Raw genomic sequence first — 20,683 nt, 5'->3', positions numbered from 1 at the left:
CGGGCGGCGCGAAAACCCGGGAATAGCGTCCTACTGCCATGTCCATCACTTCCTACGAACGCTTGCGCATTACGCACCGAACGTTGCTCCGCCAGCCGCCCAGCGAGGGCGCCCTGCGGGATTTGCTCGCGGAGTTGCCCGCCCACCTGAATGACATCGCCAGCATCCGGCCCGCGCTGGAAGCGGAAGTCGACTACAGCCGTCAGCAGGTGCAGCGCATTCAGGAATGCCTCACCCCAGGGCGGCTCGCTACCACCAAGCCTCTCGCCCTGGGCTTGCACGCGGCGCTGGCTCCGTTGTTTGCGGGCTAAGCCAGCGGCGGAGAATTAGGGCTAACTGCGGGGTCTTGGTGCGCCCCGCGTTCCCGGGTACGTTTCATCCCACCCCTTCACACATTTCCATGAACGCGCATTCCAATCCGTGGGAATTGCTGACCGGCCCGCTGCTGTGCAGCCTGGCGTTGTGGCTGAGCCGTGGAGCCGGGCCCGCCGACCCCAGGCAGCGCGCGTTCAATGGAAGTTATCTGCTGCTGGTTAGCTACTTTTTTGCTTGGTCGCTTGGCAAAATTCCGCTGGTGCTCAACGCGGCGGTTATCATCCTGCCGCTGCTTGCCATTCGGCTCTTTCACCGGCGCGGGCAAGGTGTGTCACCGGGCCTGCCGGTCACACGCCCCAAGTGGCCCAGCGCAAGCGACGGCGGTAAAACGGCCCCTCCCCCCCGGGCCCCGGCCAAGGCGACGTTGCGGCGTGCCCACGGGCTGCTAGCCCCGCAACCTGGCGGCCGCCGGGCGCAGCAGTGGCAATGCACTCCCCGTGAATCGGCCCTTCAATACGCGGCCCATTGCCTGCAGCTGTTTCCTAATTAACTTCTCCAGCAGCTGGTAAACGCCGGTTGAGGCCATACCTGGCGGTTACGATAGGCCCACCCCTAAAGATTATCACCTTGCTTGTTGGCCCACATGCGGCCGCACTTTGCGGCTACCTTGCAGCGGGGTGCGTATCCAGCGCATTCAACAGCGTTTTCTTTTATGCACGTGCGCTTTCTTACCTGGCTCCGCCAGCGCTTTGACCTTTCCCATGACATGGCCGACCCGGCCCGCATCGTGGCCGGCGTGGAAGAGGGTATTTCTTTCCGCGGCACCAACCTTTGGGTGCTCATTTTCGCCATCCTAGTGGCTTCGGTGGGGCTCAACGTCAACTCCACGGCCGTCATCATCGGGGCCATGCTTATTTCCCCGCTCATGGGCCCCATCGTAGGTATCGGCTTCGGGGCAGCCACGGCCGAGGTGGAGCTGGTGCGACGGGGCCTGAAAAACCTGTTCATTGCCGCTGGCATCAGCCTGCTGGTGTCGGCCCTGTACTTCCGGCTGACGCCGCTCACCGACGCGGGCTCCGAGCTGCTGGCCCGCACCCAGCCCACCACTTGGGACGTGCTCATTGCCTTGTTCGGCGGCGCGGCCGGGGCCGTGGGCCTCACCCGCCGCTCGCGGGGCAATGCCGTGCCAGGCGTGGCCATTGCCACGGCCCTGATGCCGCCGCTGTGCACGGCCGGCTACGGGCTGGCAACGGCCCACTGGAGCTATCTGTTCGGGGCGCTGTACCTGTTTTTTATCAACAGTGTGTTCATCAGCCTGGCCACCTTTCTGGTGGCCCGCGTGCTGCCGCTGCCGCACCACACGTTTGTCAGCCGGCAGCGGGCCCGGCGCGTACAACTTTCCATCTGGGCTGCCGCACTGCTTACGGGCGGGCCCAGCGTGTACCTGGCGGCGCGCATCGTGCAGCGCACTGTGTTTGCTCACAACGCCCAGCGCTTCGTGGACGAGCAGCTGAATTTGCCCGGCACCTTCGTGGTCACGCGCCGCGTTGAGGCCGACACGCGCACCATCAACGTGCTGCTGACCGGCGAGCCGCTAACGCGGACGCAGCTGCGCCAAGCCCGGCAGCAGCTGGTCCACTACCGCCTGCCCAACGCCCAGCTCACCGTGCGCCAGGGCCTGGCGCAGCTGGACTCGGCCGATGCCCAAACCATGCGCAACAGCCTGCTCGAAGACGTGCGCAGCCGCAACGAGCAGACCCTGGCCAGCTACGATACCCGCCTGGCCCAGCTCCAGCAGATACTAACCCAGCCCGACAACCCCGCCCTGACCGGCTTGCCCGCCACCCCGGTCCTGCTGCGCGAAGTGCAGGCCGAGCACCCCGCCGTGCGCCAGCTGGGGGTGAGCCGCGTGGTGCGCCCGGCTGCCGATTCGCTGCGGGCCGATACCACCGTCGTTGTGTCGGTGCGCACCGCGCGGCCCCTGCCGGCGGCCGAGCAGCAGCGCCTTCGCCAGTGGCTCAGCGTGCGCGGCGGCGGGAAGCACCCCGTGCTGCTGCTGCTGGAAGAGCGAACCCCACGCTAACGCGTAGGGAGTTGCTCCGGGCACGAAAAAGGGCGCGGGGCCGTCAGGGGAGTGCCACGCGCCGACCGTAGCAATGGATTTTTCGTGCGCCTTTCGCGCTGGCGGACCTAATCCCGCTGAGGGCCGTAGGTAAGTAGAACCTCCACCATTCCCCAGCCGCATGACTGACCTTAACCGCGCATTCAACTTATTGTCGGACAAGCTCGTTCGCTGGATGCAGCAGTTTATTCTGCTGCTGCCCAACCTGCTCATTGCCCTGCTGATTCTGGTCGTGACCTTCTTTGCGGCGCGGCTGGTGCGTCGGCTGATGGGCAAGGTGCTGCCGCGAGTATCGACCCATGCCACGCTCAACAACCTGGTGAGCACCACGGCTTACCTGGGCGTGATGCTGGTGGGCACGTTTTTCACGCTGGAGGTGCTGAGCCTCGACAAGACGGTGACTTCGCTGCTGGCCGGCGTGGGCATCATCGGGCTGGCGCTGGGCTTTGCTTTTCAAGACATTGCGGCCAACTTCATCGGTGGTATCATCATCGCCGTGCAGCGGCCCTTCACCGTGGGCGACGTCATCCAGACCGAGGCCTTTTTCGGTACCATCGAAAGCATCAACCTGCGCACTCTGGACATGCGCCAGGTCACCGGCGAGCTGGTGCGCGTGCCCAACCGCAAGGTGTTCGAAAGCGCCGTGATTAACTACACCGTCACCACCCGCCGCCGCGTGGACCTGGACTGTGGCGTGGCCTACGACTCGGACCTGGAGCAGGTGCGCGGCGTGGTGCTGCAGGCCATGCAGGACTTCCCCAAGCTGCTCATCGACCGGCCGCCGGAGGTGATGTTCACCGGCTTCGGCGACAGCGCCATCACCTTCACGCTGCGCTTCTGGATTCCTTACCAGAAGCAGGTCGACTACGTGGGCGCCAAGAGCGAGGCCATCCTGCGCATCAAGCGCGCGTTTGACGAGGCCGGCATCGTCATCCCATTTCCCATCCGCACCCTGGACGTGTCGCCGGCGCTGCTGGCGCAGCTGCGGGCGGAAAACCTCACCCCCGGCCCCTCTCCAAAAGAGAGGGGAGCCTGACGAAGCCGTAATACGGGCTTTGCAGTCCGCGTCCCCGCGCCATTACAATCGGTCATACCAATGCGGACTGCAAATTTCGCGCTACGCCTTCACGAACCGGTGCCCTCTCTTTTTTGGAGAGGGGGTCAGGCGGTGAGGTTTTCCACCCGCGCCGGTGCCTTGGCCGTCTGGGCCAGTGTTTCGCGTACGAAGCCCGCCTTCAGGTGCTCGTAGAAGGAATGCCGGTCGACGAGGGAGGCCACGGCCTGGGCCATCAGGCCGCTGAGCAGCAGCTGGAAGATGGCCGAGTGGCGGTCCGTCATTTCCAGCACCAAGATGGCGGCCGTGAACGGGGAGCGCACCACGCCGGTGAGAAAGCTCACCATGCTCACCAGAATCAGCAGGTTGTGGTCTTCAAGCGGCACCTGGCCCAGGCGGCAGAGCCCGTCGCCGAGTACGGCCCCGGCGCTGAGCGAGGTGGCGAAAACGCCGCCCGCCCCGCCGCTGCTGTAGCTCAGGGCCATGCCCGCGAAGCGCACCGGAAACAGGTGCCAGGGTGTCTGGCCGTCGTTGGCAAACAGCAAGCGGTTGATGATGGGTTTGCCCGTGCCCACGCCTTCCTGGCCCACGGCGTAGGCCAGGAAGGCCAGCAGCAGGCCGCCGCCCAGCACCCAGCTCGCCTGCTGCCCCCAGGTGGTGAAGCGCTTGCGGTAGGAACCCAGCCAGAGCAGGACTTTGGCAAACCCGGCGCCTGCCAAGCCGCAGATGACCGCCACCAGCGCCACCGTGGCCAAAAACCAGCCGGCGTGGGCATTCACCTTCGGAAAGCCCAGGTACAGGTAGGGCCCCAGCAGCGACTGGGCCGTGAGGCCTGCCACGATGACGGCCGAAAACACGGCCATGCGAAAGCGGGCCATGTGCATCTGGGTCAGTTCTTCCACCACGAAGACGATGCCGCCCAGCGGGGTGTTGAAGGCGGCGGCCAAGCCCGCCGCCCCGCCCGTGACCAGCGCAATCTGGCGCGAGAGCTGCGGCCAGCCGGCGGGCTGCAGGCGATTGATGGCCCTGAAAATGGCCGCCGAAATCTGAATGGTGGGCCCTTCCCGGCCGATGACGCCGCCGCCCAGCAGCAGGGCCACGCTGCTCAGCACCTTCACGCAGGCCACGCGCAGGCTGAGCAGGTAGCCCGTGCGGTGGTGGTGGGCGGGATTAGACAGCTCGATGCCGGCCATGACCTGCGGTATACCGCTGCCCCGCGCCGCCGGCGCCCAGCGCTGCACCAGCGCCCACGACACCAAGAACGCCAGCGGCGTGAGCCCGAAGGCCAGCAGCGGCTCCCGGCGCAGCCAAGCAAAGCTCACCTGCTCGGCCCAGATAAACAGCCGCTCGTAGCCCACGGCCACAAAGCCCACCACCACGGAAGCAAACCAGAACGGAAAGCTTTGCAGGATGAGCCGGCGCATCCGGTCGGTGTAGAGCCGCTGGAGGAGGCGTTGGTCCAGCCAGGCCAGGGCCCGGGCATAGCGCGAAGGAGAGTCAGGCATTCGAGGAAAATGTGTAGGAAGTGGGCGGGGTTACGGCCGCCCGCGCGGAGTGGAGAAAGAAGTCCGTCTGGCAAAAAAAGACTGCGGCATGAAGCCGGCATGAGGTGTTCCATAGCGCAGTAGCGCGAACCTTGTAGTTCGCGTGTCCGCGCCGTTCGGGTGTCGTTCGGGGAAGCGAACTACAAAGTTCGCGCTACTGCGCTACACAATACCGGCTCCGGTATCGTGCTGGTGGCGCGGTGGAGATGCTGCGGCAAGCTCAGCAAGCCGGGCCGTTGACTAATTATCCACCCAGGCTAGCCCCGCACTTTTAGCAGCTGCCGCAGCAGCTGGCGCACCTCGGCGGGGTTGCCCACGTGGTAATGGGCCGCCGAGTGCCGCGCCGCGCCCACCCGCACCGCGTAGGCGCCGGCGGGCAGCACCTGAAACGTGTCCTCGTCGGTGCGGTCATCCCCTAGGGCAACGATAAACTCCGGGGCGTACTGGCCGATGCAGCGGGCCGCCGCATAGCCTTTGCTGACGCCACTGTTTTTAATTTCCAGCACCTTATTGCCCTCCAGCACCTGCAGCTCAGTGTTGGACGTGAGCAGGCTTAGGTGGCTGACCAGCTCGCGGGCGTGCGCCACTCCTAGTGCCGGCTGAGCCCCCCGGTAGTGCCATACCAGCGAGTAGTCCTTTTCTTCGACAAAGGTGCCCGCGGTGCGGGCCACGTATAGTTCCAGGATGCGCCGCAGGCGGGGTTTCCAGGCGTTGCTTAGGGGCCGGGCCAGCTGCCACTCGGCGCCGGCCGGGCGCAGCCACACGCCGTGCTCGGCGATGAAGTCGAGCGGCAAATCACCCAGCCATTCGGTGAGGGTGCCCCGGTCGCGGCCGCTGATGACCACCACCTGGGTATCGGGCAGCTCGGCCAGGGCCCGCAGCAGCAGGCGCAGCTCCTGGTCGGGCCGGGCTCGGCGCGGGTCGGCCTGGAAAGGCACGAGCGTGCCGTCGTAGTCGAGCAGCAAAAGGCGCGGGCCCGCGGCCTGAAAATCGTCCAGCAGCCGGGCCGTGGCGTGGTCGTCAAGCGGCGCCGTGGCCAAAGTGCGCTGCTGGGCCTTGATGTGGGCCAGCTGGCCGAGAAAGTTGTCGGTCCAGTCAAACACGTCGTAGCGGCGCACCAGAGCCTGCATGGCTGCCATGCGGGTTTGCTGCTCGGCGTCGGGCATCACCAGGGCCGTGTGCAGGGCCTCGGCCAGTTGGCTGGTGCTGGTAGGGTTGATGACCAGCGCGTCGGACAGCTCGCGGGCGGCGCCGGCCCGCTCACTCAGAATCAGCACGCCGTGCTGGTCGGCCTTGCAGGCTACAAACTCCTTGGCCACCAAGTTCATGCCGTCACGCAGGGGCGTCACCAGCGCCACCTCCGCCATACGATAGAGGGCCGCCAGCTCTTCCAACGGAAAGGCGTGGTAGAAGTATTGGATGGGATTCCAAGTGATGGTGCGGTACTGGGCGTTGATGCGGCCCACCAGCTCGTCGATTTCCTCTTTGAGCGCGGCGTACTGCGCCACTTGGTCGCGCGAGGGTACCACTACCATGATGAGGCTGACCTGCTCGCGCCATTCGGGGTAGCGCTGCAGCAGGCACTCGAAGGCCCGCAGGCGCTGGGCAATGCCCTTGGTGTAGTCGAGCCGGTCGATGCTGAGGATAACGCGGGTGTCGCGCAGGGCCTCGCGGTACACCTGCTCGTGCTGCGCCGCCTCGTCGGAGGCGGCTGCCTGCGCGTAGCGCTCGTAGTCGATGCCCATCGGAAACACGTCAACGCGCACGGTATGGGACGCCGTTTCAATCTCCCCGCTCTGCGTGGGCAGCCCCAGCAACTGCGAGACGGCGCTGAGGAAGTGGCGCATGTAGCCGAAGGTGTGGAAGCCGATGAGGTCGGACCCCAGCATGCCGTGCAGCACCTCCTGCCGCCAGGGCAGAAGCCGCAGGATTTCGTAGGAGGGAAAGGGAATGTGCAGAAAGAAGCCGATGCTGGCTTCGGGCCGGGCCTGGCGCAGCATTTCGGGCAGCAAGAGCAGCTGGTAGTCGTGCACCCAGATGGTGTCCTCCGGGCCGGCCTGGGCCAGCACGGCCCGACAGAATTTCTCATTCACGGCCACGTAGGCGTCCCAATGGGCATCGACGTAGGTGGCAAACTGGTGGAAGTAGTGGAAGGTGGGCCAGAGCGTGGCGTTGCTGAAGCCCTCATAGTAGTCGCGGATTTCTGGCTCGGTCAGAAACACCGGGGCCATGCTGTCGGCGCGCAGCTGCTCGGTCACGTAGGCTTCCTCGGCGGCATCGTGCACGAACAGTCCCGGCCAGCCAATCCAAACGTTGTTGTTGCTGCGGTAGATGGACCCCAGCCCCGTGGCCAGCCCGCCTTCGCTGGGCTGAAAGCTGAGGCTGTCGTCGGTGCGCAGCACTTTGGTGGGGAGTCGGTTGGAAACAATTATTGTGCGGGACATGAGTCGTATAATCAGTGAAAAAAAACCAGCAGCTGCCCTAAGGCCAAGCTGCTGGCAGCAGTTAAGGCCGTGCTTCGGCCGCTGTCCAGCCGCCGCCCAGGGCGCGGTACAGGTCAATGAGCAGCAGAAACTGCTGGCGGCGGGCATCGGATAGGCTCAGCTCAGCGTCGAGCACGCTGCGCTGGGCCGTCACTACTTCGAGGTAGGTGGCGTAGCTGGCCCGGTACAGGTCGTTGGACACGGCCACGGCCTGGGTGAGGGCGGCCACTTCCTGCCGGCGCAGGTCGGTTACGCGCCGGAAGTTTTCCAGGCCGCGCAGGTTGGTATTCACTTCCTCGAAGCCGGTCTGGATGGCTTTCTGGTAGTTCCAGTAAGCGGCCCGCTGCTGGGCGGCCGAGCGGCCGTACTCGGCCCGGAGCGCGCTGCGGTTGAGCAGCGGGGCCGACAGGCCGCCCAGCAGCCCGTAGGCCAGCGAGCCGGGAGTTTGCAGCAGCAGCGCGGGCGAGTACGCATTCAGCCCCAGGTAGGGCGAGAGGGTGAGCGAGGGCAGGAACGCGGCGCGGGCGGCGGCCACGTCGGCGCGGCTGGCCACCAGCTCCAGCTCGGCCTGCTGCACGTCGGGCCGGCGCAGCAGGGTGGCGGCGGGCAGGCCCGCGGACACGGCGGCCGGCACTACCTGGGCCGTTAGGGCGCGGCCCCGCCGGATGGGCTGGGGGTAGCGGCCCAGCAAGCGGTTGAGGGTGTTTTCGGTGGCCGCAATGCGCTGGGCCGCCTCGGCTTCCAGGCTGCGGGTGCGCAGCAACTGGGCCGTGAACTGCTGCACTGCCAACTCGGTGGCTCGGCCGCCCAGCTTCTGCAGCTTAACCAGCTCCACGGCCCGTTCCTGGAGCACCCGGTTTTTGCCCAGCACCGCCAACTGGTTATCGGCGGTCAGCAGCTCGTAGTAGAGGCTGGCTACCTGCGCCACCAGGGCCGTTTGCACCAGGCGGCGGCCCTGCTCGCTGGCCAGCACCCGGGCAAAGGCGGCCTGCCGACGCTGGCGCAGCTTGCCCCACACATCAATTTCCCAGGCGCTGCTCAGGCCCAGGAAGAAGTTGGGCACGCCGTTGGGCAGTTCCCGGCCGTCGTTGGTGCTGGTCTGACCTTGCGCGGCGTAGTCGGCAAACCGGTCGAAGCTGGCGCTGGCGCCGATACCCACGGTGGGCAGCAGCGCGCCGCGGGCGGCCCGTAGCCCGGCGCGGGCCATTTCCACGCGCTCCACGGCAATAAGCTGGTCGGGGTTGACCCGCAGGGCGGTATCAATAAGCGCCACGAGGGCGGAGTCGGCAAAGAACTGCGGCCAGGGCAGCTGCGCCACACTCGCCGCATCGGCTGGGGCGGCCGCGCCGAAAGTGGCCGGCACGGCGGTGGCGCGGGGCGTGCGCACGGGAGGAGCTAGGGCGGTGCAGCTGCCCAGCCCTGTCAGGGCCAGGAACGTGGCCAGCCGGCGGGCAAATCGAGCGGGCTGGCCGAGGCGCAGATTGGAAGGAGTGTAATTCATCATGGGTAAATCAGGGCTAGGCCGTTGCGTGAGCAAGCGGGGCGCTTTCCGTGGTTGCTTCTGCAGCTTCGGTCAGCGGCTCCTTCTCCGGGGCAGCCGGCTTCTTATCCCGTGAAAACAGCACGTACAAGCCCGGAATGAGCACCACGCCAAACAGGGTGCCGATGAGCATGCCGCCGGCCGCGGCCGTGCCGATGGAGCGGTTGCCCATAGCCCCCGCGCCGGTGGCAATGCACAGCGGAATCAGACCCGCCACGAAGGCAAACGACGTCATCAGGATGGGCCGCAGTCGGGAGCGGGCGCCTTCCACCGCCGCGTCCAGGGCGGAGAGGCCTTGCTGGCGTCGCAGCACCGCATACTCGATGATGAGAATGGCGTTTTTGCCCAGCAGGCCGATGAGCATGACCAGCGAAACCTGGGCGTAGATGTTGTTTTCCAGCCCCATCAGCTTCAGGGCCAGGAAGGCGCCGAAGATGCCGGTGGGCAAACTCAGCAGCACCGGCAGCGGCAGCGTGAAGCTTTCGTACTGGGCCGCCAGCAGCAGGTACACAAACACCAGCACAATGCCGAACACGTACAGGGCCTGGTTGCCCGAGATAATCTGCTCGCGGGTCATGCCGCTCCATTCGAAGGTGTAGCCGCGGGGCAGCTCTTTGGCCGCCACCTGCTCGATGGTGCGGATGGCGTCGCCCGACGAATAGCCCGGCGAGGTGTCGCCGTTGAGCGTGGCCGAGGTGTACATGTTGTAGCGGGTAAACTGCTCGGGGCCGTACACGCGCTCCAGGCGCACGAAGGTGGAATAGGGCACCATCTCGCCCCGGTCGTTTTTGACGTATAAATTCAGGATGTCCTCGGGCTTGGTGCGGTAGCCGGGCAGGGCCTGCACCATCACCTTGTACATCTGCCCGAAGCGGATGAAGCTGGCGGCGTAGTTGGCGCCAATCAGCGTCTGCAGCGTGCGCATGGCCCGTTCCACGGTCACGCCCTTTTTGGCGGCCAGGTCGGGGTCGACGTGAATGAGATACTGCGGGAAGCTGGGGTCGAAGCCGGAGAAGGTGTTTTCGATGGCCGGCGTCTTATTCAGGGCCTGGATAAAGCGATGCGTCACTTCCTTGGTCTGGTGCAGGTCGCCGCGCCCGGTGCGGTCGAGCACGCGCAAATCGAAGCCGCCGGCGTTGCCGAAGCCCGGCACCGTGGGTGGGGTGAAAAACTGCACCTGGGCCCCGGCAATGTGCCGGGTTTTGGCCCGCAGCTGGTCCATGAGCTGCGTCACCGACTCCTGGCGCTCGTCCCAGGCCTTGAGGTTAATCATGCCCATGCCGTAGGAGGCACCCGACACGTCGTTCATCAAGCTGTAGCCGGCCAGGGTCGAGATGGATTCCACCGGCTTCAGGGTCTGGGCCACGCGTTGCACCTCGTCCAGCACGGCCTGGGTGCGCTCCACGGTGGCGCCGGGCGGCGAGGTCACGTTGACGTACACCATGCCTTGGTCTTCGCTGGGAATGAAGCCGGTGGGCAGGATGGAGTTGACGCCCCAGGTGGCGGCGAAGAAAAACACCAGCAGCCCCACCGTGACCAGCCGGCGGCTGGCCAGCGTGCGCACCAGGCCTTGGTAGCGTCCGGCAAAGGCCTCGTAGCGGCGGTTGAAGCCGGCGAAGAAGCGGCCTAGCAAGCCGGGTTGCGGCTGGTCGGCCTCGTGGGCGTCGCCCTCAATTGAGGGCGTGGCCTTGAGCAGCAGCGCGCACAAAGCCGGCGTAAGTGTCAGCGCATTCACGCCCGAGATGACGATGGCAATGGCCAGCGTGAGCGAAAACTGCCGGTAGAACACGCCCACCGGCCCGCTCATAAAGGAAACCGGGATGAACACGGCCGACATCACCAGCGTGATGGCCACGATGGCGCCGCTGATTTCGCGCATGGCGGCCAGCGTGGCGTCCATGGCCGAAAGATGCTCCTCGTGCATCTTGGCGTGCACGGCCTCCACCACCACAATGGCGTTGTCAACCACGATGCCAATGGCCAGCACCAGCGCAAAGAGCGTGAGCAGGTTGATGGAAAAGCCCATCACCTGCATGAAAAACAGGGTGCCCACCAGCGCCACCGGCACGGCCAGCGCCGGAATCAGCGTGGAGCGCCAGTCCTGCAAAAACAGGTACACGATAACGAACACCAGCAAAAACGCCTCGAACAGCGTGCGCACCACTTCGTGAATGCTGGCGTCGAGGAAGCGCGACACGTCGTAGCTGATGGTGTAGCGCATGCCGGGCGGGAAGCTGGTTTTCTGCAGCTCGGCCATGCGCTCCTTCACTTGGTCGATGACGTCAGAAGCGTTGGAGCCAGGCAGCTGCTTGAGCATGATGGCCGCCGAGGGCTTGCCGTTGCTCTTGGACAGCATGCGGTAAGTCTGCACGCCAAACTCTACGTCGGCTACGTCGCGCAGGCGCAGCACCGAGCCGTCGGGGTTGGCGCGCACCACGATGTTGCGGTACTGCTCGGGCTCGAAGAGCTTGCCGGTGTAGCGCAGCACGTACTGCAGCACCTGCGCGTCGCGGCCCGAGCTTTCGCCGGTGCGGCCGGGGGCCGCTTCCACGCTCTGAGCCTGAATGGCGGCCACCACCTCATCGGCGCCGGCCTTGTAGGCCAGCAGGCGGTCGGGCTTGAGCCACACGCGCATGGCGTACTCGCGGTTGCCCATGATTTCGGCCAAGCCCACGCCCTTGATGCGCTTGAGCTCCTGCAGGATGTTGATGTCGGCGAAGTTGTAGATGAACTTCTCGCCCACGGCCTTGTCGTCGCTCACCACGTTGAGGTAGAGCAGCATGGAGTTCACCTCTTTCTCGGTGGATACGCCGGCCTTGATGACTTCCTCGGGCAGCTCGTCGATGATGGTTGTTACCCGGTTTTGCACGGCCACGGCGGCCAGGTCGGGGTCGGTACCCACCTCGAAGAACACCTCGATGAGGGTGGTGCCGTTGTTGGTCGTCACCGTGTTCATGTAGGTCATGCCCGGCACGCCGTTGATGGCGCGCTCCAGCGGCGTGGCCACGGCCTTGGCGCAGACTTCGGCGTTGGCGCCGTTGTACTTGGCGCGCACCGTCACGGAGGGGGGCACGATGTCCGGAAACTGCGTGACGGGCAGCGTGAACAGCGCCCCGACGCCCAGCAGGGTAATAAACAGCGAGATGACCAGCGAGAGCACCGGCCGGCGAATGAATACTTCAACCATGGGGCTAGGGATTAAGGGTGGGGCCGGCCAGCATGCTGCGCAGCGTGACTGGGCGGGGCGTGATGCGGGCGCCGTCGCGCAAGTCCTGCGTGCCCTCGCACACGATGCGCTCGCCGGGCTGCAGGCCACTTTTCACCACGTAGAAGGCGGCTAGGCGGCTCCGGGGCACGAAGTTTTTCTGGTGCACCGTGCCCTGCTCGTCCACCACGTACACGTAGTTTTTGTCCTGCTGCTCGAATACGGCTTTCTGGGGCACCATCAGGGCATCGGCCACGGTGTTGGCTAGGCTCACCTTGCCCGTGGCGCCGTGCTTGAGCAGGCCCTTGGGATTGGGAAAGCGGGCGCGGAAGGCAATAGCCCCGGTGCTGGCCTGGAACTGGCTTTCCACCGTCTCAATCTTGCCCGGCGGGGCGTAGCGCGAGCCATCGGCCAGCAGCAGCCGCGCTTGGTTGGTGCTGCGGGCCGAGTCCTGGGCGCGGGTTTTGATAAACTCCAGGTACTCGGCCTCCGACACGTTGAAGTAGGCAAACACCGCGCGGGCATCCGACACCGTGGTCAGCAGCGTGCCGTCGTCAACGAGGCTGCCCACCTTCATGGGCTCGCGGTTCACTGTGCCATCAAAGGGTGCCCGCACCAGGGTGTAGGACAGCATCAGCGCGGCGTTGGTCTCCGCCGAGCGGGCCTCGGCCACGCTGGCTTCGGCGGCCCGCAGCTTAGCCTGGGCCACGTCCAGCTCGGTTTTGGAAATGACGTTCTTCTCGGTGAGCATGCGCACCCGGTCCAGCTCCAGGCTGGCCACCCGGGCCTGGGCCGTGGCGTTGCTGCGGGCCGCATGCAGCCGGGCCAGGCGGGTGCGGTACTCGGCGTCGCTGATGCGGAACAGGGGCTGGCCTTTCTTCACCAGCTGCCCCTCGTCCACGTAGATTTTTTCCAGGTAGCCTTTCACCCGGGCGCGCACTTCCACGTTGCGCACGGCCTGAATATCGGCCACGTATTCCCGGGTCAGCACGGTGTCGCGGGGCACGAGGCGCATGACGGGCAGGGCCTGCGGGGCTTCCGCGGCGGTGGCCGCACTAGCGTCGGCCTGGCCCTGGCCACAGCCGGTCAGCAGCGTGCTTCCCCCTATCAGGAGCGTCAGGCAGCGAAAGCGCAGGTAATGCAGGTTGAATGGGAGCATAAAGGAAGCGGTAATGACAAAAGGCCGTTCGAGGCAGCGTCAAGGCGGCGCTGGCAGCGGCAGCAGAAAAAGAAAAATGACGCCAGGGCCTTAGGGCAGCAAGCCCAACAGCTCCTCGTCGATGGGGTCGGGGCTAGCCGCCAGCCCTGAGCCGGGCGAGAGCGACAGCAGGTAGCAGCGGGCCACGCGGTCGAGCAGGGTCCGGCCCCGCCGCACCACAATCACCCGCTGGTCGTTGGTCCACTCCAGCAGGGGGTTGACTTCCAGCAGCGCTTGCCGCCACCAGGTCAGCGAAGCCGTCGACTGGCCGAGGCGGCAGACAATGTCGCGACGTAGCTGGCGGGCCGCCATCCATTGGGCGGGGCGGGGCAAGGCGGAGAAGCTAGCGGTGATGCGCATGGCGAGAAGGCGTTAGGTGGAGGTTCAGGAGAGACAGGCGGGTTAATAAGCCGTGCGGCAGGCGTCCTCGGCCTGGCGGCAGGCCTCAGTGCAGTGGCGGCAGTGGCTCTGCGGGTACTGGGTCACTTCGTCGGCGCAGGCGCGGCACAGCTCGGCGCATTCCCGCAGCAGGTACTGCACGTGCTCAGAGCCGCGTGCCACGAAGGCGGCAACCAATTGGCAGAGGTCAGCACAGTCGCGGCTGAGCTGAATGCTGCGCACCCGGGACGTATCGATGGCGCCGGCCAGGCTACTGGTGAAGCATTGGTTACAAGCAGCCACGCAGGCATTCAGGGCATTAAAAAGGTGTTGTTGGCGGGGAAGCATTTTAAGAGAAGTGGCGGGGGAAAGGAGAATCGAAGGCATCGCAAAGTCAATGAGAGGGGTAGGGCTTTAACTCCTGCACCGTATCGGGCGGGGCCGGCGCGGCCGGCAGCTGCAGCGTCACCGACGGCTGCTCGCGGGCGGGGTTGTCGTCCTGCAGCTGTGCTTGCACCTGCTGGTCAGCCAAATTAGCATCGAGGCGCAGCAGGAAGTAGGCGTTAAGTGCCGTCGAAAGCAGCAGCGCCCCGACCAGCAGGTACAGCAGTATTTGGGGGCGGTGGTCTCCTTTCATAGCAGGGCAAGGCGGCAGTGAACCCCACAAAGCACCCCCCGCGACATTAACGCGGACTGAAGGAGACATTAAAAAACATTAAAAGACCCGGCTCAGCCGCGGGCTAGCCCGGCGCGGCGGGCAGGCGCAGCGTGACCGTGGTGCCTGCGCCGGGCACCGACACGAGTTGCAAGGCGCCGCCGTGGCGCTGCGCAATCTTCTGCGTCACGGCCAGCCCGATGCCGTAGCCGGGCTCCCGGCGGCCGTTTTCGGCCCGGTACAGGGGCTCGGTCACGCGGGCCAGCTCCCCGGCCTCGATGCCGATGCCGGTGTCTGCCACGGCCACGGCCACGGTGGCCGAGTCGGGGTAGCTGAGGGTGGCCCGCACCTCGGCCCGCGAGTACTTGCAGGCGTTGTCGAGCAGGTTGAGCAGGGCCGTGGTGAGTAGGTGGGCGTTGCCGGCCACGGCAAAGGGCGTTTCCAGCCGCGCGGGCACTTGGCCAAAATCCAGCCGGATGGTGCGCTCGGGGTAGCGGCCCTGGCACTGGCTAAGGGCCTGGGTCAGGCATTCGTCCAGCCGCACGGGCTCGCCCCGGAACCGGGCTTCGTCGGCCTGGGCAAGGGTGAGCAGCGAGTTGGTCAGTGCCACGAGCTGACGCAAATCGTCCACCGCCGAGGCCATGCTGGCCTTGGTTTCCTCCATGGTCTGGTCGTAGGCGTGACCGGTTTGCAGGGTGCCCAGGGCCACGGTCAGGGGCGTGCGCAGTTCGTGCGAGGCGTGGCTGACAAAGCTCTTCTGGGCCTCAAAGGCCTGCTCCACGCCGCCCAGCATGCGGTTGAAGGTGATGGCCAGCTGGGCAATTTCGTCGGTGCCGTTGCCCTCGTCCACCCGCCGGTTCAGCTCGCGGGCCGTGATGCGGCGCACCTGCTTGATGATGCGGGCAATGGGCTTGAGCGACTCATCGGCAAAGTACCAGCCGGCCAGGATGATGAGCACTAGGGCCCCCACGTTGCCCACCACCAGAATGAGCCGCAGACTGGCCAGTTGCGACCAGCCCAGCGCGTCGTAGCCGGCCGCAAACAGCCGGTAGGATTGTCCCGCCGGGCCGTAGGTGAAGCCCACGCCCTCCAGGGCTCCGGCCCGGAACGTGACCGGTTCGGCGCTGGCCGTCACGCGGGGCAGCTGCCGCCGGTTTTCGGCCTGGGGAACGGTGTCGGCGCTCACGTAGCGCAGGCGGTTGTCGGGGCCGTAGATGCTGATTTCCTCCCGCTCGATGGTCAGCAGGTCGGCCCGCCGAAAGGCGCGGGCCGTGCGGGTGGAGTCGGCCGGGCTGCTCAAGTGCAGGCGGGCCGTCATCACGGCCTTGCCGGCCAGCCGGCGGGTGAAGCGCTGCTCGCGGGCCGCGGCATGGAAGTAGTACACAAAAGCCGACAGGCTGAGTTGGATGGCCAGCACCAGCAGCGTAAAGCGCAGAATTAGCTTGTTGCGAATCAGCATCGGGCCGGGGGGTTAGCTTTCGCGGACGACGTAGCCCATGCCCACCACGGTGTGAATGAGCTTGGGGTCGTAGCCTTTATCCAGCTTTTTGCGCAGGTGGCTCACGTACACGTCAATGATGTTGGTGTTGGTGTCGAAGTTCAGGTCCCAGACCTTCTCGGCGATGTCGACTCTGGAAATCACGCGGTTGCGGTTCAGCAGCAGGAATTCGAGCAGGGCGTATTCCTTGGTGGTCAGCTCAATGCGCTGCCCGGCACGGGTCACGGCTTTGGTGTCGAGGTTGAGCTCCAGGTCGGCCAGCTGCAGCACGCGCCGGACGGCCGTGGCCTCCGAGCTGCGGCGCGTGAGCACGCGAGCCCGCAGCAGCAGCTCCTTGAACTCAAAGGGCTTTACCAGATAGTCGTCGGCCCCGGCCTCGAATCCCGTCACCTTGTCGTCGAGGCTGTCGAGGGCCGTGAGCAGCAGCACGGGCAGCTGCGGGTAGTCGGCCCGAATTAGGCGGCAGAGTTCAAAGCCGTTGATGTGGGGGAGGTTCACATCGAGAATGACCAAGTCGTAGTAGCCCTGCTGCACCAGCGAGAGGCCCATGCGCCCGTCGAAAGCGACGCTAAAGTCGTATCCCTCGTTTTCGAAGCCTTTTTTCACGAACGAGGCCAGCTTGGGCTCGTCTTCCACCAGGAGTATTTTCATGTTAGCTGCTCGTAACCGGAGCGCAAGTATACCGGGTAATACCCCGGCCAGAGCGGACAGGTTGCCAGCTCCTCTTTCCATCCACAGTCCGTCGCGTGGTCTTCACTAAATGTTATTCGGCTCATTCCTCCTCATTCCTCCTCATTCGTTTATTTATGCCTGACCCGTTGTCCCTATCCGACCGCTTGGCTCTGCAACGTACCCGTCTGGCCAACGAGCGCACCTTTCTTACCTACGTGCGCACCAGCTTGGCCATGCTTGGCTTTGGCCTGGTCCTGATTCAACTGCACCCGTCCCGCACCGGCCTGCTGGGATACGGAGCTATAACGGCCGCGGCTTTGATGATTGTTACTGGCTGGCTGCGTTTCCGCAAGCGGCGCAAAGAAATAGAAATCAGCTAGACGTCAAGCATTGGCATTGCCAACGCTTAGCCATTTATGCTACCAGGAATTACTACTCAACAACAAGCTGCCGAACCGCGCAGAGCCGGCCACCATGGGGTGAGGCTGTGTATGCCCCTGCTATGGGCCCATACTCTATCCTCATTTTGCTGAGCATTGCCGTCATCGTATCGTACCTGCTCGATGTTATCGCCCGCGCCACCACGATTTCGTCCGTGCTCATGCTGCTTGCAAGCAGCATCAATGCTGATTAGCCTGCAGCTGACGGGAAAAGATAAGGAGCCCGCCATCTGAGAATACCAAAGCCGGCTCCCATCCCATTGTGGCGTTAAATCTTCCGTGTGGCCGTCAGCCAATACCACATGGTCGAAGGGGCCGCCGTGCGCCAAATCGTACCTTCCCCGCTTATGAAGCCATTTATTACCTGCTTATTGCTGTTGCTAAATTGGTGCGCTGCGGCCCAGACGCCCGACTCCTTGGCTCCGGCTGCCCGACCCGCACCGACCCCGCCCGCGGGCGCCGCTGTGGTGCTGGCGCCCAACGACACCTTGTTTCGGGTGTACGGCCGGGTCGGCTCGTTCGGGCCGCGCGAGCGCGCCGAGGCCATTCAGGGCCGTTTGCGGGCGTTGCTGGACGCCCCGCTTTTCGCGCCCGACTCGCTTTACGTGGTTGACTCGGAGCGCGACTCAGAAATCATGTACGCCGACGCCCACGTGCTGAGCGTGGGCGAGGCCGAAGCGCAGGCCCTGGGCCAGCCCCGGCAAGCCGTGGCCCGGCAGTACCTGGCCACCCTGCGCCGCCAGCTCACGGCGGCCCAGCAGGCCAGCTCGCTGCCCGCGCTGCTCCAGCGCGGCGCCCTGGCCGTGCTCAGCTGCTCATGCTGGCCGGGCTGATTTACGGCCTGAACCGCTTTTTCCGGGCCATCAACCAGCGCATCCTGCGCTGGCGCGGCAGCCCCCTCCGACCCTGGCGTATCAACAACTACGAGCTGCTGACCCAGGAGCGGCAGCTGAATTTGCTGCGCACCGGGCTCAAAACGCTGCGCGTGGTGCTGGTGGCCCTCACGGTGTATTTGACCCTGCCGCTGCTCTTCAGCTTGTTTCCTTGGACGGAGAGCTTCTCCCGACAGCTGTTGGGCTACGTGCTGGGGCCGGTGCAGCGGGTGGTGCTGGCCATTGTGCACTACGTCCCCAACCTGCTCACCATTGGCGTCATCTACTTCTTCACCACCAACGCCGTGCGCCTGCTGCGCTTTCTGGCCGGCGAAGTGGCCGCGGGCAAGCTGGTCATCCAGGGCTTCTACCCCGACTGGGCCCTGCCCACCTTCAACCTGCTGCGCTTCGCGCTGTACGTGTTCATGTTCATCGTCATCTTTCCCTACCTGGCCGGCTCCGATTCGCCGGTGTTCCAGGGCGTGTCGGTGCTGCTGGGCTTCGTCATTTCCTTCGGCTCCACCTCGGCCATCGGCAACCTGGTGGCCGGCATCGTCATCACCTACATGCGCCCCTACAAGGTGGGCGACCGGGTGCGCATCGGCGAAGTGGTGGGCGACGTACTGGAAAAGACGCTGCTGGTCACCCGCCTGCGCACCGTCAAGAACGAAGACATCACTATTCCCAACTCCAACATCCTCACCGGCCACACCGTGAACTACAGCATCGCGGCCGAGCGCGAGGGGCTGGTGCTGCACTCCACCATCACCATCGGCTACGATGTGCCCTGGCCGCAGGTGCACGAGCTGCTGCTGGCCGCCGCCCGGGCCACTGCCGGCGTGGAAGCCGCGCCCGCGCCCTTTGTCCTGCAAACCAGCCTCGACGACTTTTACGTGTCTTACCAGGTGAACGCCTACACCCGGCTGCCCCATCGGCAGGCGGCGCTCTACTCCGAGCTGCACCAGCACATCCAGACCGAGTTTGCCCGCGCGGGCGTCGAAATCATGTCGCCGCACTACCGCGCCACCCGCACCGGCGCGGAGGCGGGCAGTACCATTCCGCCGGTGACCGGCGGAGGAAGAGGCGCAGCGTAGTCCCGCTTAATCCAGTCTCCTGCCGGACCGGGTTAAGCAGGACTATGCCACCAATCCCCGCGCTGCCGACGGCCAGGTAACCAGTGGACCCACTCGTTAATCACGGCTCGTAATGCTGTTTAATAAAAGAACCGGAAAACTAAAAGGGCCTGTTTTTACCAAGGGCACCAACATCCAGCCAGCAGCACCCGATGGGGTTATTTAGAAAAGAAACGCACGAAGAAGTCATATGCAAAGAAGTCTATGTGTACTTCTTTGGTGCTTTAATTTACAAGATGTGGTTTGTCCGAGGCGTCAAGACCGGCAGCAAAATGTTTCACGGCGGAGCAGGATTGGCCCAACGCCAAAAGTAAAGACCCAGCTAAGTCGCGTTCGTGATGATGAACCAGACCGACAAACCACTCGACTGCCAGTTATGGATAGCCAAAGCCACCGCTGCCGCGCATTACATCACGACCCTAGTAGTAAAATAACAAGTTGAGACGTCCCAGTAATTGCCATCGCCCGCTGTAGGATGGAGTAATCATTCATTGGCATCTTTTTCATATATTCGTCTAACGACCAGAGTCATGCGTACTACAATTGACTTTTCAGAGCCATGCGGCTGATTGCTGCCTGTGCTCCGTCCAAGCAGGTTGTACAAACCACCCAGGCCACGCAAACTGTGCCAGCCAGCTGGTCGTTACAATTCGATTAAGTCTGGCGCTCCATCGTGGCTGTATACCCTTATACTGAGAGGATTACAAAAAAGCTAAATTTTTAAAAAAATCCGGTGCGCCCCCATTACTATTTGAGGCCCGGGGTGGGGACAGGTGGAAGAAGGGGATGTCCCAAAGGGGCGGGGGGGCCAAACCTATGTTTTTTAGGTTACTCGGCCAGCCTTGGTCACCTGTTTGTCGTTCAAAGCGCTCAGCACAGATTTTTTACTAATGATGCCCTGCTAGAATATGCCTTTATGGTAGCTGAAACTGGCAATTAGAACTGGTTATTGGCGTTTCTGGAACTAATAAGTTTTGGACTTTCACCGAATTGACCCCGGGTTGTCCAGGAACTGAAACTGAGGGTGGCGCTACTGCTCACGACTGATGAGAGTGCTCAATCACCACGCGCGCTGCCTCTCAGCGCGGGTGCTTATCATAACCATTAGTCGGATTTGCTGGGGTAGTTCGTGGTACGGCGGGCGTATTTGCGTCGCCCGTCGGGTTGGGTTTGTTGCTTCAAGACGGCCAGTACGTGGCCTCGTTTTAATCGTACGGCAGTACCAACTTTAAAGGCCTGAATCTTCCCTGCCTTGGCCCACACGTACACGGTTTGCGGACGTAGCCCCAGGAGATGCGCGGCTTCGCTCACGGTTAAGACCTGGTCGTTCAGGTCGGCTTCCGCAGCGGTCGCGGCTTTTTCCGCCTGCATTGATGCATACTCCTCTCGGAATGTCCGACGGGCATGGCAGTCGAACAATTGGATGAAGAGGGTAAATATTTCCGACCACTGAGCGGGTACCTGTGCTAGCGGCTCACCAGCATTTGCTGCAAGGGAAAAGCGGGTGATTTCAGCAGGTGGAAGAGTCGTGGTACAGTTCATGCCAGCTTTACGCAAAAGCCAGGGGGGAGCGT

The 20,683-nt window shown here is 64.3% G+C and carries 19 protein-coding genes; 8 read left to right on the top strand and 11 right to left on the bottom strand.

From position 1 onward, the window contains the following. Positions 1-38: 38 nt before the first annotated feature. From I2I05_RS18765 to I2I05_RS18750, 4 genes are all read left to right on the top strand, one after another. On the top strand, positions 39-311 hold the full coding sequence (locus I2I05_RS18765) for a hypothetical protein (RefSeq protein ID WP_196283787.1): 273 nt from the start codon (positions 39-41) through the stop codon (positions 309-311). Between the two features lie 89 nt (positions 312-400). Next, complete coding sequence (locus tag I2I05_RS18760) at positions 401-865, top strand: hypothetical protein (RefSeq protein ID WP_196283786.1); 465 nt, start codon at positions 401-403, stop codon at positions 863-865. A gap of 168 nt (positions 866-1,033) precedes the next feature. Further along, positions 1,034-2,398, top strand: coding sequence for a DUF389 domain-containing protein (locus I2I05_RS18755; protein ID WP_196283785.1), 1,365 nt, complete (start codon positions 1,034-1,036; stop codon positions 2,396-2,398). Between the two features lie 160 nt (positions 2,399-2,558). Beyond that, entirely contained in the window at positions 2,559-3,473 is a 915-nt protein-coding gene (locus I2I05_RS18750) for a mechanosensitive ion channel family protein (protein WP_196283784.1), read from the top strand. 125 nt (positions 3,474-3,598) lie between these two features. Here I2I05_RS18750 and I2I05_RS18745 read toward each other — a convergent pair whose 3' ends face one another. The 10 genes from I2I05_RS18745 to I2I05_RS18700 form a co-directional block, all read right to left on the bottom strand. After that, the gene (locus I2I05_RS18745; protein WP_196283783.1) at positions 3,599-4,996 is read right to left on the bottom strand and encodes a chloride channel protein; all 1,398 of its coding nucleotides are present in this window, start codon (positions 4,994-4,996) and stop codon (positions 3,599-3,601) included. Positions 4,997-5,292: 296 nt separating this feature from the next. Next, on the bottom strand, positions 5,293-7,479 hold the full coding sequence (locus I2I05_RS18740) for a bifunctional alpha,alpha-trehalose-phosphate synthase (UDP-forming)/trehalose-phosphatase (RefSeq protein ID WP_196283782.1): 2,187 nt from the start codon (positions 7,477-7,479) through the stop codon (positions 5,293-5,295). Positions 7,480-7,540: 61 nt separating this feature from the next. Beyond that, a complete protein-coding gene (locus tag I2I05_RS18735; RefSeq protein ID WP_230688420.1) occupies positions 7,541-9,022 on the bottom strand; it encodes an efflux transporter outer membrane subunit in 1,482 nt (493 codons plus the stop codon). Positions 9,023-9,035: 13 nt separating this feature from the next. Beyond that, positions 9,036-12,245 carry an efflux RND transporter permease subunit gene (locus tag I2I05_RS18730; protein WP_196283781.1) on the bottom strand — a complete coding sequence of 1,070 codons (3,210 nt, stop codon included), beginning with the start codon at positions 12,243-12,245 and terminating at the stop codon, positions 9,036-9,038. A 4-nt stretch (positions 12,246-12,249) separates the two neighbouring features. Next, the gene (locus I2I05_RS18725) at positions 12,250-13,422 is read right to left on the bottom strand and encodes an efflux RND transporter periplasmic adaptor subunit (protein ID WP_196283780.1); all 1,173 of its coding nucleotides are present in this window, start codon (positions 13,420-13,422) and stop codon (positions 12,250-12,252) included. Between the two features lie 90 nt (positions 13,423-13,512). Continuing rightward, positions 13,513-13,821, bottom strand: a complete 309-nt coding sequence (locus tag I2I05_RS18720; RefSeq protein WP_196283779.1) for a hypothetical protein — start codon at positions 13,819-13,821, stop codon at positions 13,513-13,515. A 42-nt stretch (positions 13,822-13,863) separates the two neighbouring features. Further along, positions 13,864-14,187, bottom strand: a complete 324-nt coding sequence (locus tag I2I05_RS18715) for a four-helix bundle copper-binding protein (RefSeq protein ID WP_196283778.1) — start codon at positions 14,185-14,187, stop codon at positions 13,864-13,866. A gap of 46 nt (positions 14,188-14,233) precedes the next feature. Beyond that, on the bottom strand, positions 14,234-14,476 hold the full coding sequence (locus tag I2I05_RS18710) for a hypothetical protein (protein WP_196283777.1): 243 nt from the start codon (positions 14,474-14,476) through the stop codon (positions 14,234-14,236). A gap of 103 nt (positions 14,477-14,579) precedes the next feature. Further along, the gene (locus I2I05_RS18705; RefSeq protein ID WP_196283776.1) at positions 14,580-15,953 is read right to left on the bottom strand and encodes a sensor histidine kinase; all 1,374 of its coding nucleotides are present in this window, start codon (positions 15,951-15,953) and stop codon (positions 14,580-14,582) included. 12 nt (positions 15,954-15,965) lie between these two features. Further along, the gene (locus tag I2I05_RS18700; RefSeq protein ID WP_196283775.1) at positions 15,966-16,643 is read right to left on the bottom strand and encodes a response regulator transcription factor; all 678 of its coding nucleotides are present in this window, start codon (positions 16,641-16,643) and stop codon (positions 15,966-15,968) included. A 155-nt stretch (positions 16,644-16,798) separates the two neighbouring features. On the opposite strand from I2I05_RS18700, the gene I2I05_RS18695 reads away from it, so the two are divergent. The 4 genes from I2I05_RS18695 to I2I05_RS18685 all read left to right on the top strand — a co-directional run bounded on the left by I2I05_RS18695 (position 16,799) and on the right by I2I05_RS18685 (position 19,070). Next, entirely contained in the window at positions 16,799-17,044 is a 246-nt protein-coding gene (locus I2I05_RS18695; RefSeq protein ID WP_196283774.1) for a YidH family protein, read from the top strand. 122 nt (positions 17,045-17,166) lie between these two features. Further along, a complete protein-coding gene (locus tag I2I05_RS22190) occupies positions 17,167-17,298 on the top strand; it encodes a hypothetical protein (protein ID WP_262895175.1) in 132 nt (43 codons plus the stop codon). Positions 17,299-17,451: 153 nt separating this feature from the next. Continuing rightward, entirely contained in the window at positions 17,452-17,937 is a 486-nt protein-coding gene (locus I2I05_RS18690; RefSeq protein ID WP_196283773.1) for a hypothetical protein, read from the top strand. Then, entirely contained in the window at positions 17,922-19,070 is a 1,149-nt protein-coding gene (locus I2I05_RS18685; RefSeq protein ID WP_196283772.1) for a mechanosensitive ion channel family protein, read from the top strand. Before I2I05_RS18690 ends, I2I05_RS18685 begins: the two co-directional genes overlap by 16 nt. Before the next feature lie 1,143 nt (positions 19,071-20,213). On the opposite strand, the gene I2I05_RS21985 is transcribed toward I2I05_RS18685, so the two are convergent. After that, positions 20,214-20,666 carry a helix-turn-helix domain-containing protein gene (locus I2I05_RS21985; protein ID WP_230688419.1) on the bottom strand — a complete coding sequence of 151 codons (453 nt, stop codon included), beginning with the start codon at positions 20,664-20,666 and terminating at the stop codon, positions 20,214-20,216. Positions 20,667-20,683: the final 17 nt, after the last annotated feature.

The organism is Hymenobacter jeongseonensis (assembly GCF_015694725.1).
Taxonomy (GTDB): domain Bacteria; phylum Bacteroidota; class Bacteroidia; order Cytophagales; family Hymenobacteraceae; genus Hymenobacter; species Hymenobacter jeongseonensis.
Note: the sequence above shows the minus strand (reverse complement) of the source record. Positions and strands in the feature narration are given on the sequence as shown.

Coding starts and splice junctions, on each gene's coding strand:
- I2I05_RS18725 (WP_196283780.1), bottom strand. CDS start 13,422: ATGCTCCCATTCAACCTGCATTACCTGCGCTTTCGCTGCCTGACGCTC.
- I2I05_RS18710 (WP_196283777.1), bottom strand. CDS start 14,476: ATGAAAGGAGACCACCGCCCCCAAATACTGCTGTACCTGCTGGTCGGG.
- I2I05_RS18760 (WP_196283786.1), top strand. CDS start 401: ATGAACGCGCATTCCAATCCGTGGGAATTGCTGACCGGCCCGCTGCTG.
- I2I05_RS18720 (WP_196283779.1), bottom strand. CDS start 13,821: ATGCGCATCACCGCTAGCTTCTCCGCCTTGCCCCGCCCCGCCCAATGG.
- I2I05_RS18735 (WP_230688420.1), bottom strand. CDS start 9,022: ATGATGAATTACACTCCTTCCAATCTGCGCCTCGGCCAGCCCGCTCGA.
- I2I05_RS18685 (WP_196283772.1), top strand. CDS start 17,922: ATGCTGGCCGGGCTGATTTACGGCCTGAACCGCTTTTTCCGGGCCATC.
- I2I05_RS18700 (WP_196283775.1), bottom strand. CDS start 16,643: ATGAAAATACTCCTGGTGGAAGACGAGCCCAAGCTGGCCTCGTTCGTG.
- I2I05_RS18750 (WP_196283784.1), top strand. CDS start 2,559: ATGACTGACCTTAACCGCGCATTCAACTTATTGTCGGACAAGCTCGTT.
- I2I05_RS18730 (WP_196283781.1), bottom strand. CDS start 12,245: ATGGTTGAAGTATTCATTCGCCGGCCGGTGCTCTCGCTGGTCATCTCG.
- I2I05_RS22190 (WP_262895175.1), top strand. CDS start 17,167: ATGGGCCCATACTCTATCCTCATTTTGCTGAGCATTGCCGTCATCGTA.
- I2I05_RS18740 (WP_196283782.1), bottom strand. CDS start 7,479: ATGTCCCGCACAATAATTGTTTCCAACCGACTCCCCACCAAAGTGCTG.
- I2I05_RS18690 (WP_196283773.1), top strand. CDS start 17,452: ATGAAGCCATTTATTACCTGCTTATTGCTGTTGCTAAATTGGTGCGCT.
- I2I05_RS18715 (WP_196283778.1), bottom strand. CDS start 14,187: ATGCTTCCCCGCCAACAACACCTTTTTAATGCCCTGAATGCCTGCGTG.
- I2I05_RS18765 (WP_196283787.1), top strand. CDS start 39: ATGTCCATCACTTCCTACGAACGCTTGCGCATTACGCACCGAACGTTG.
- I2I05_RS18745 (WP_196283783.1), bottom strand. CDS start 4,996: ATGCCTGACTCTCCTTCGCGCTATGCCCGGGCCCTGGCCTGGCTGGAC.
- I2I05_RS18695 (WP_196283774.1), top strand. CDS start 16,799: ATGCCTGACCCGTTGTCCCTATCCGACCGCTTGGCTCTGCAACGTACC.
- I2I05_RS18705 (WP_196283776.1), bottom strand. CDS start 15,953: ATGCTGATTCGCAACAAGCTAATTCTGCGCTTTACGCTGCTGGTGCTG.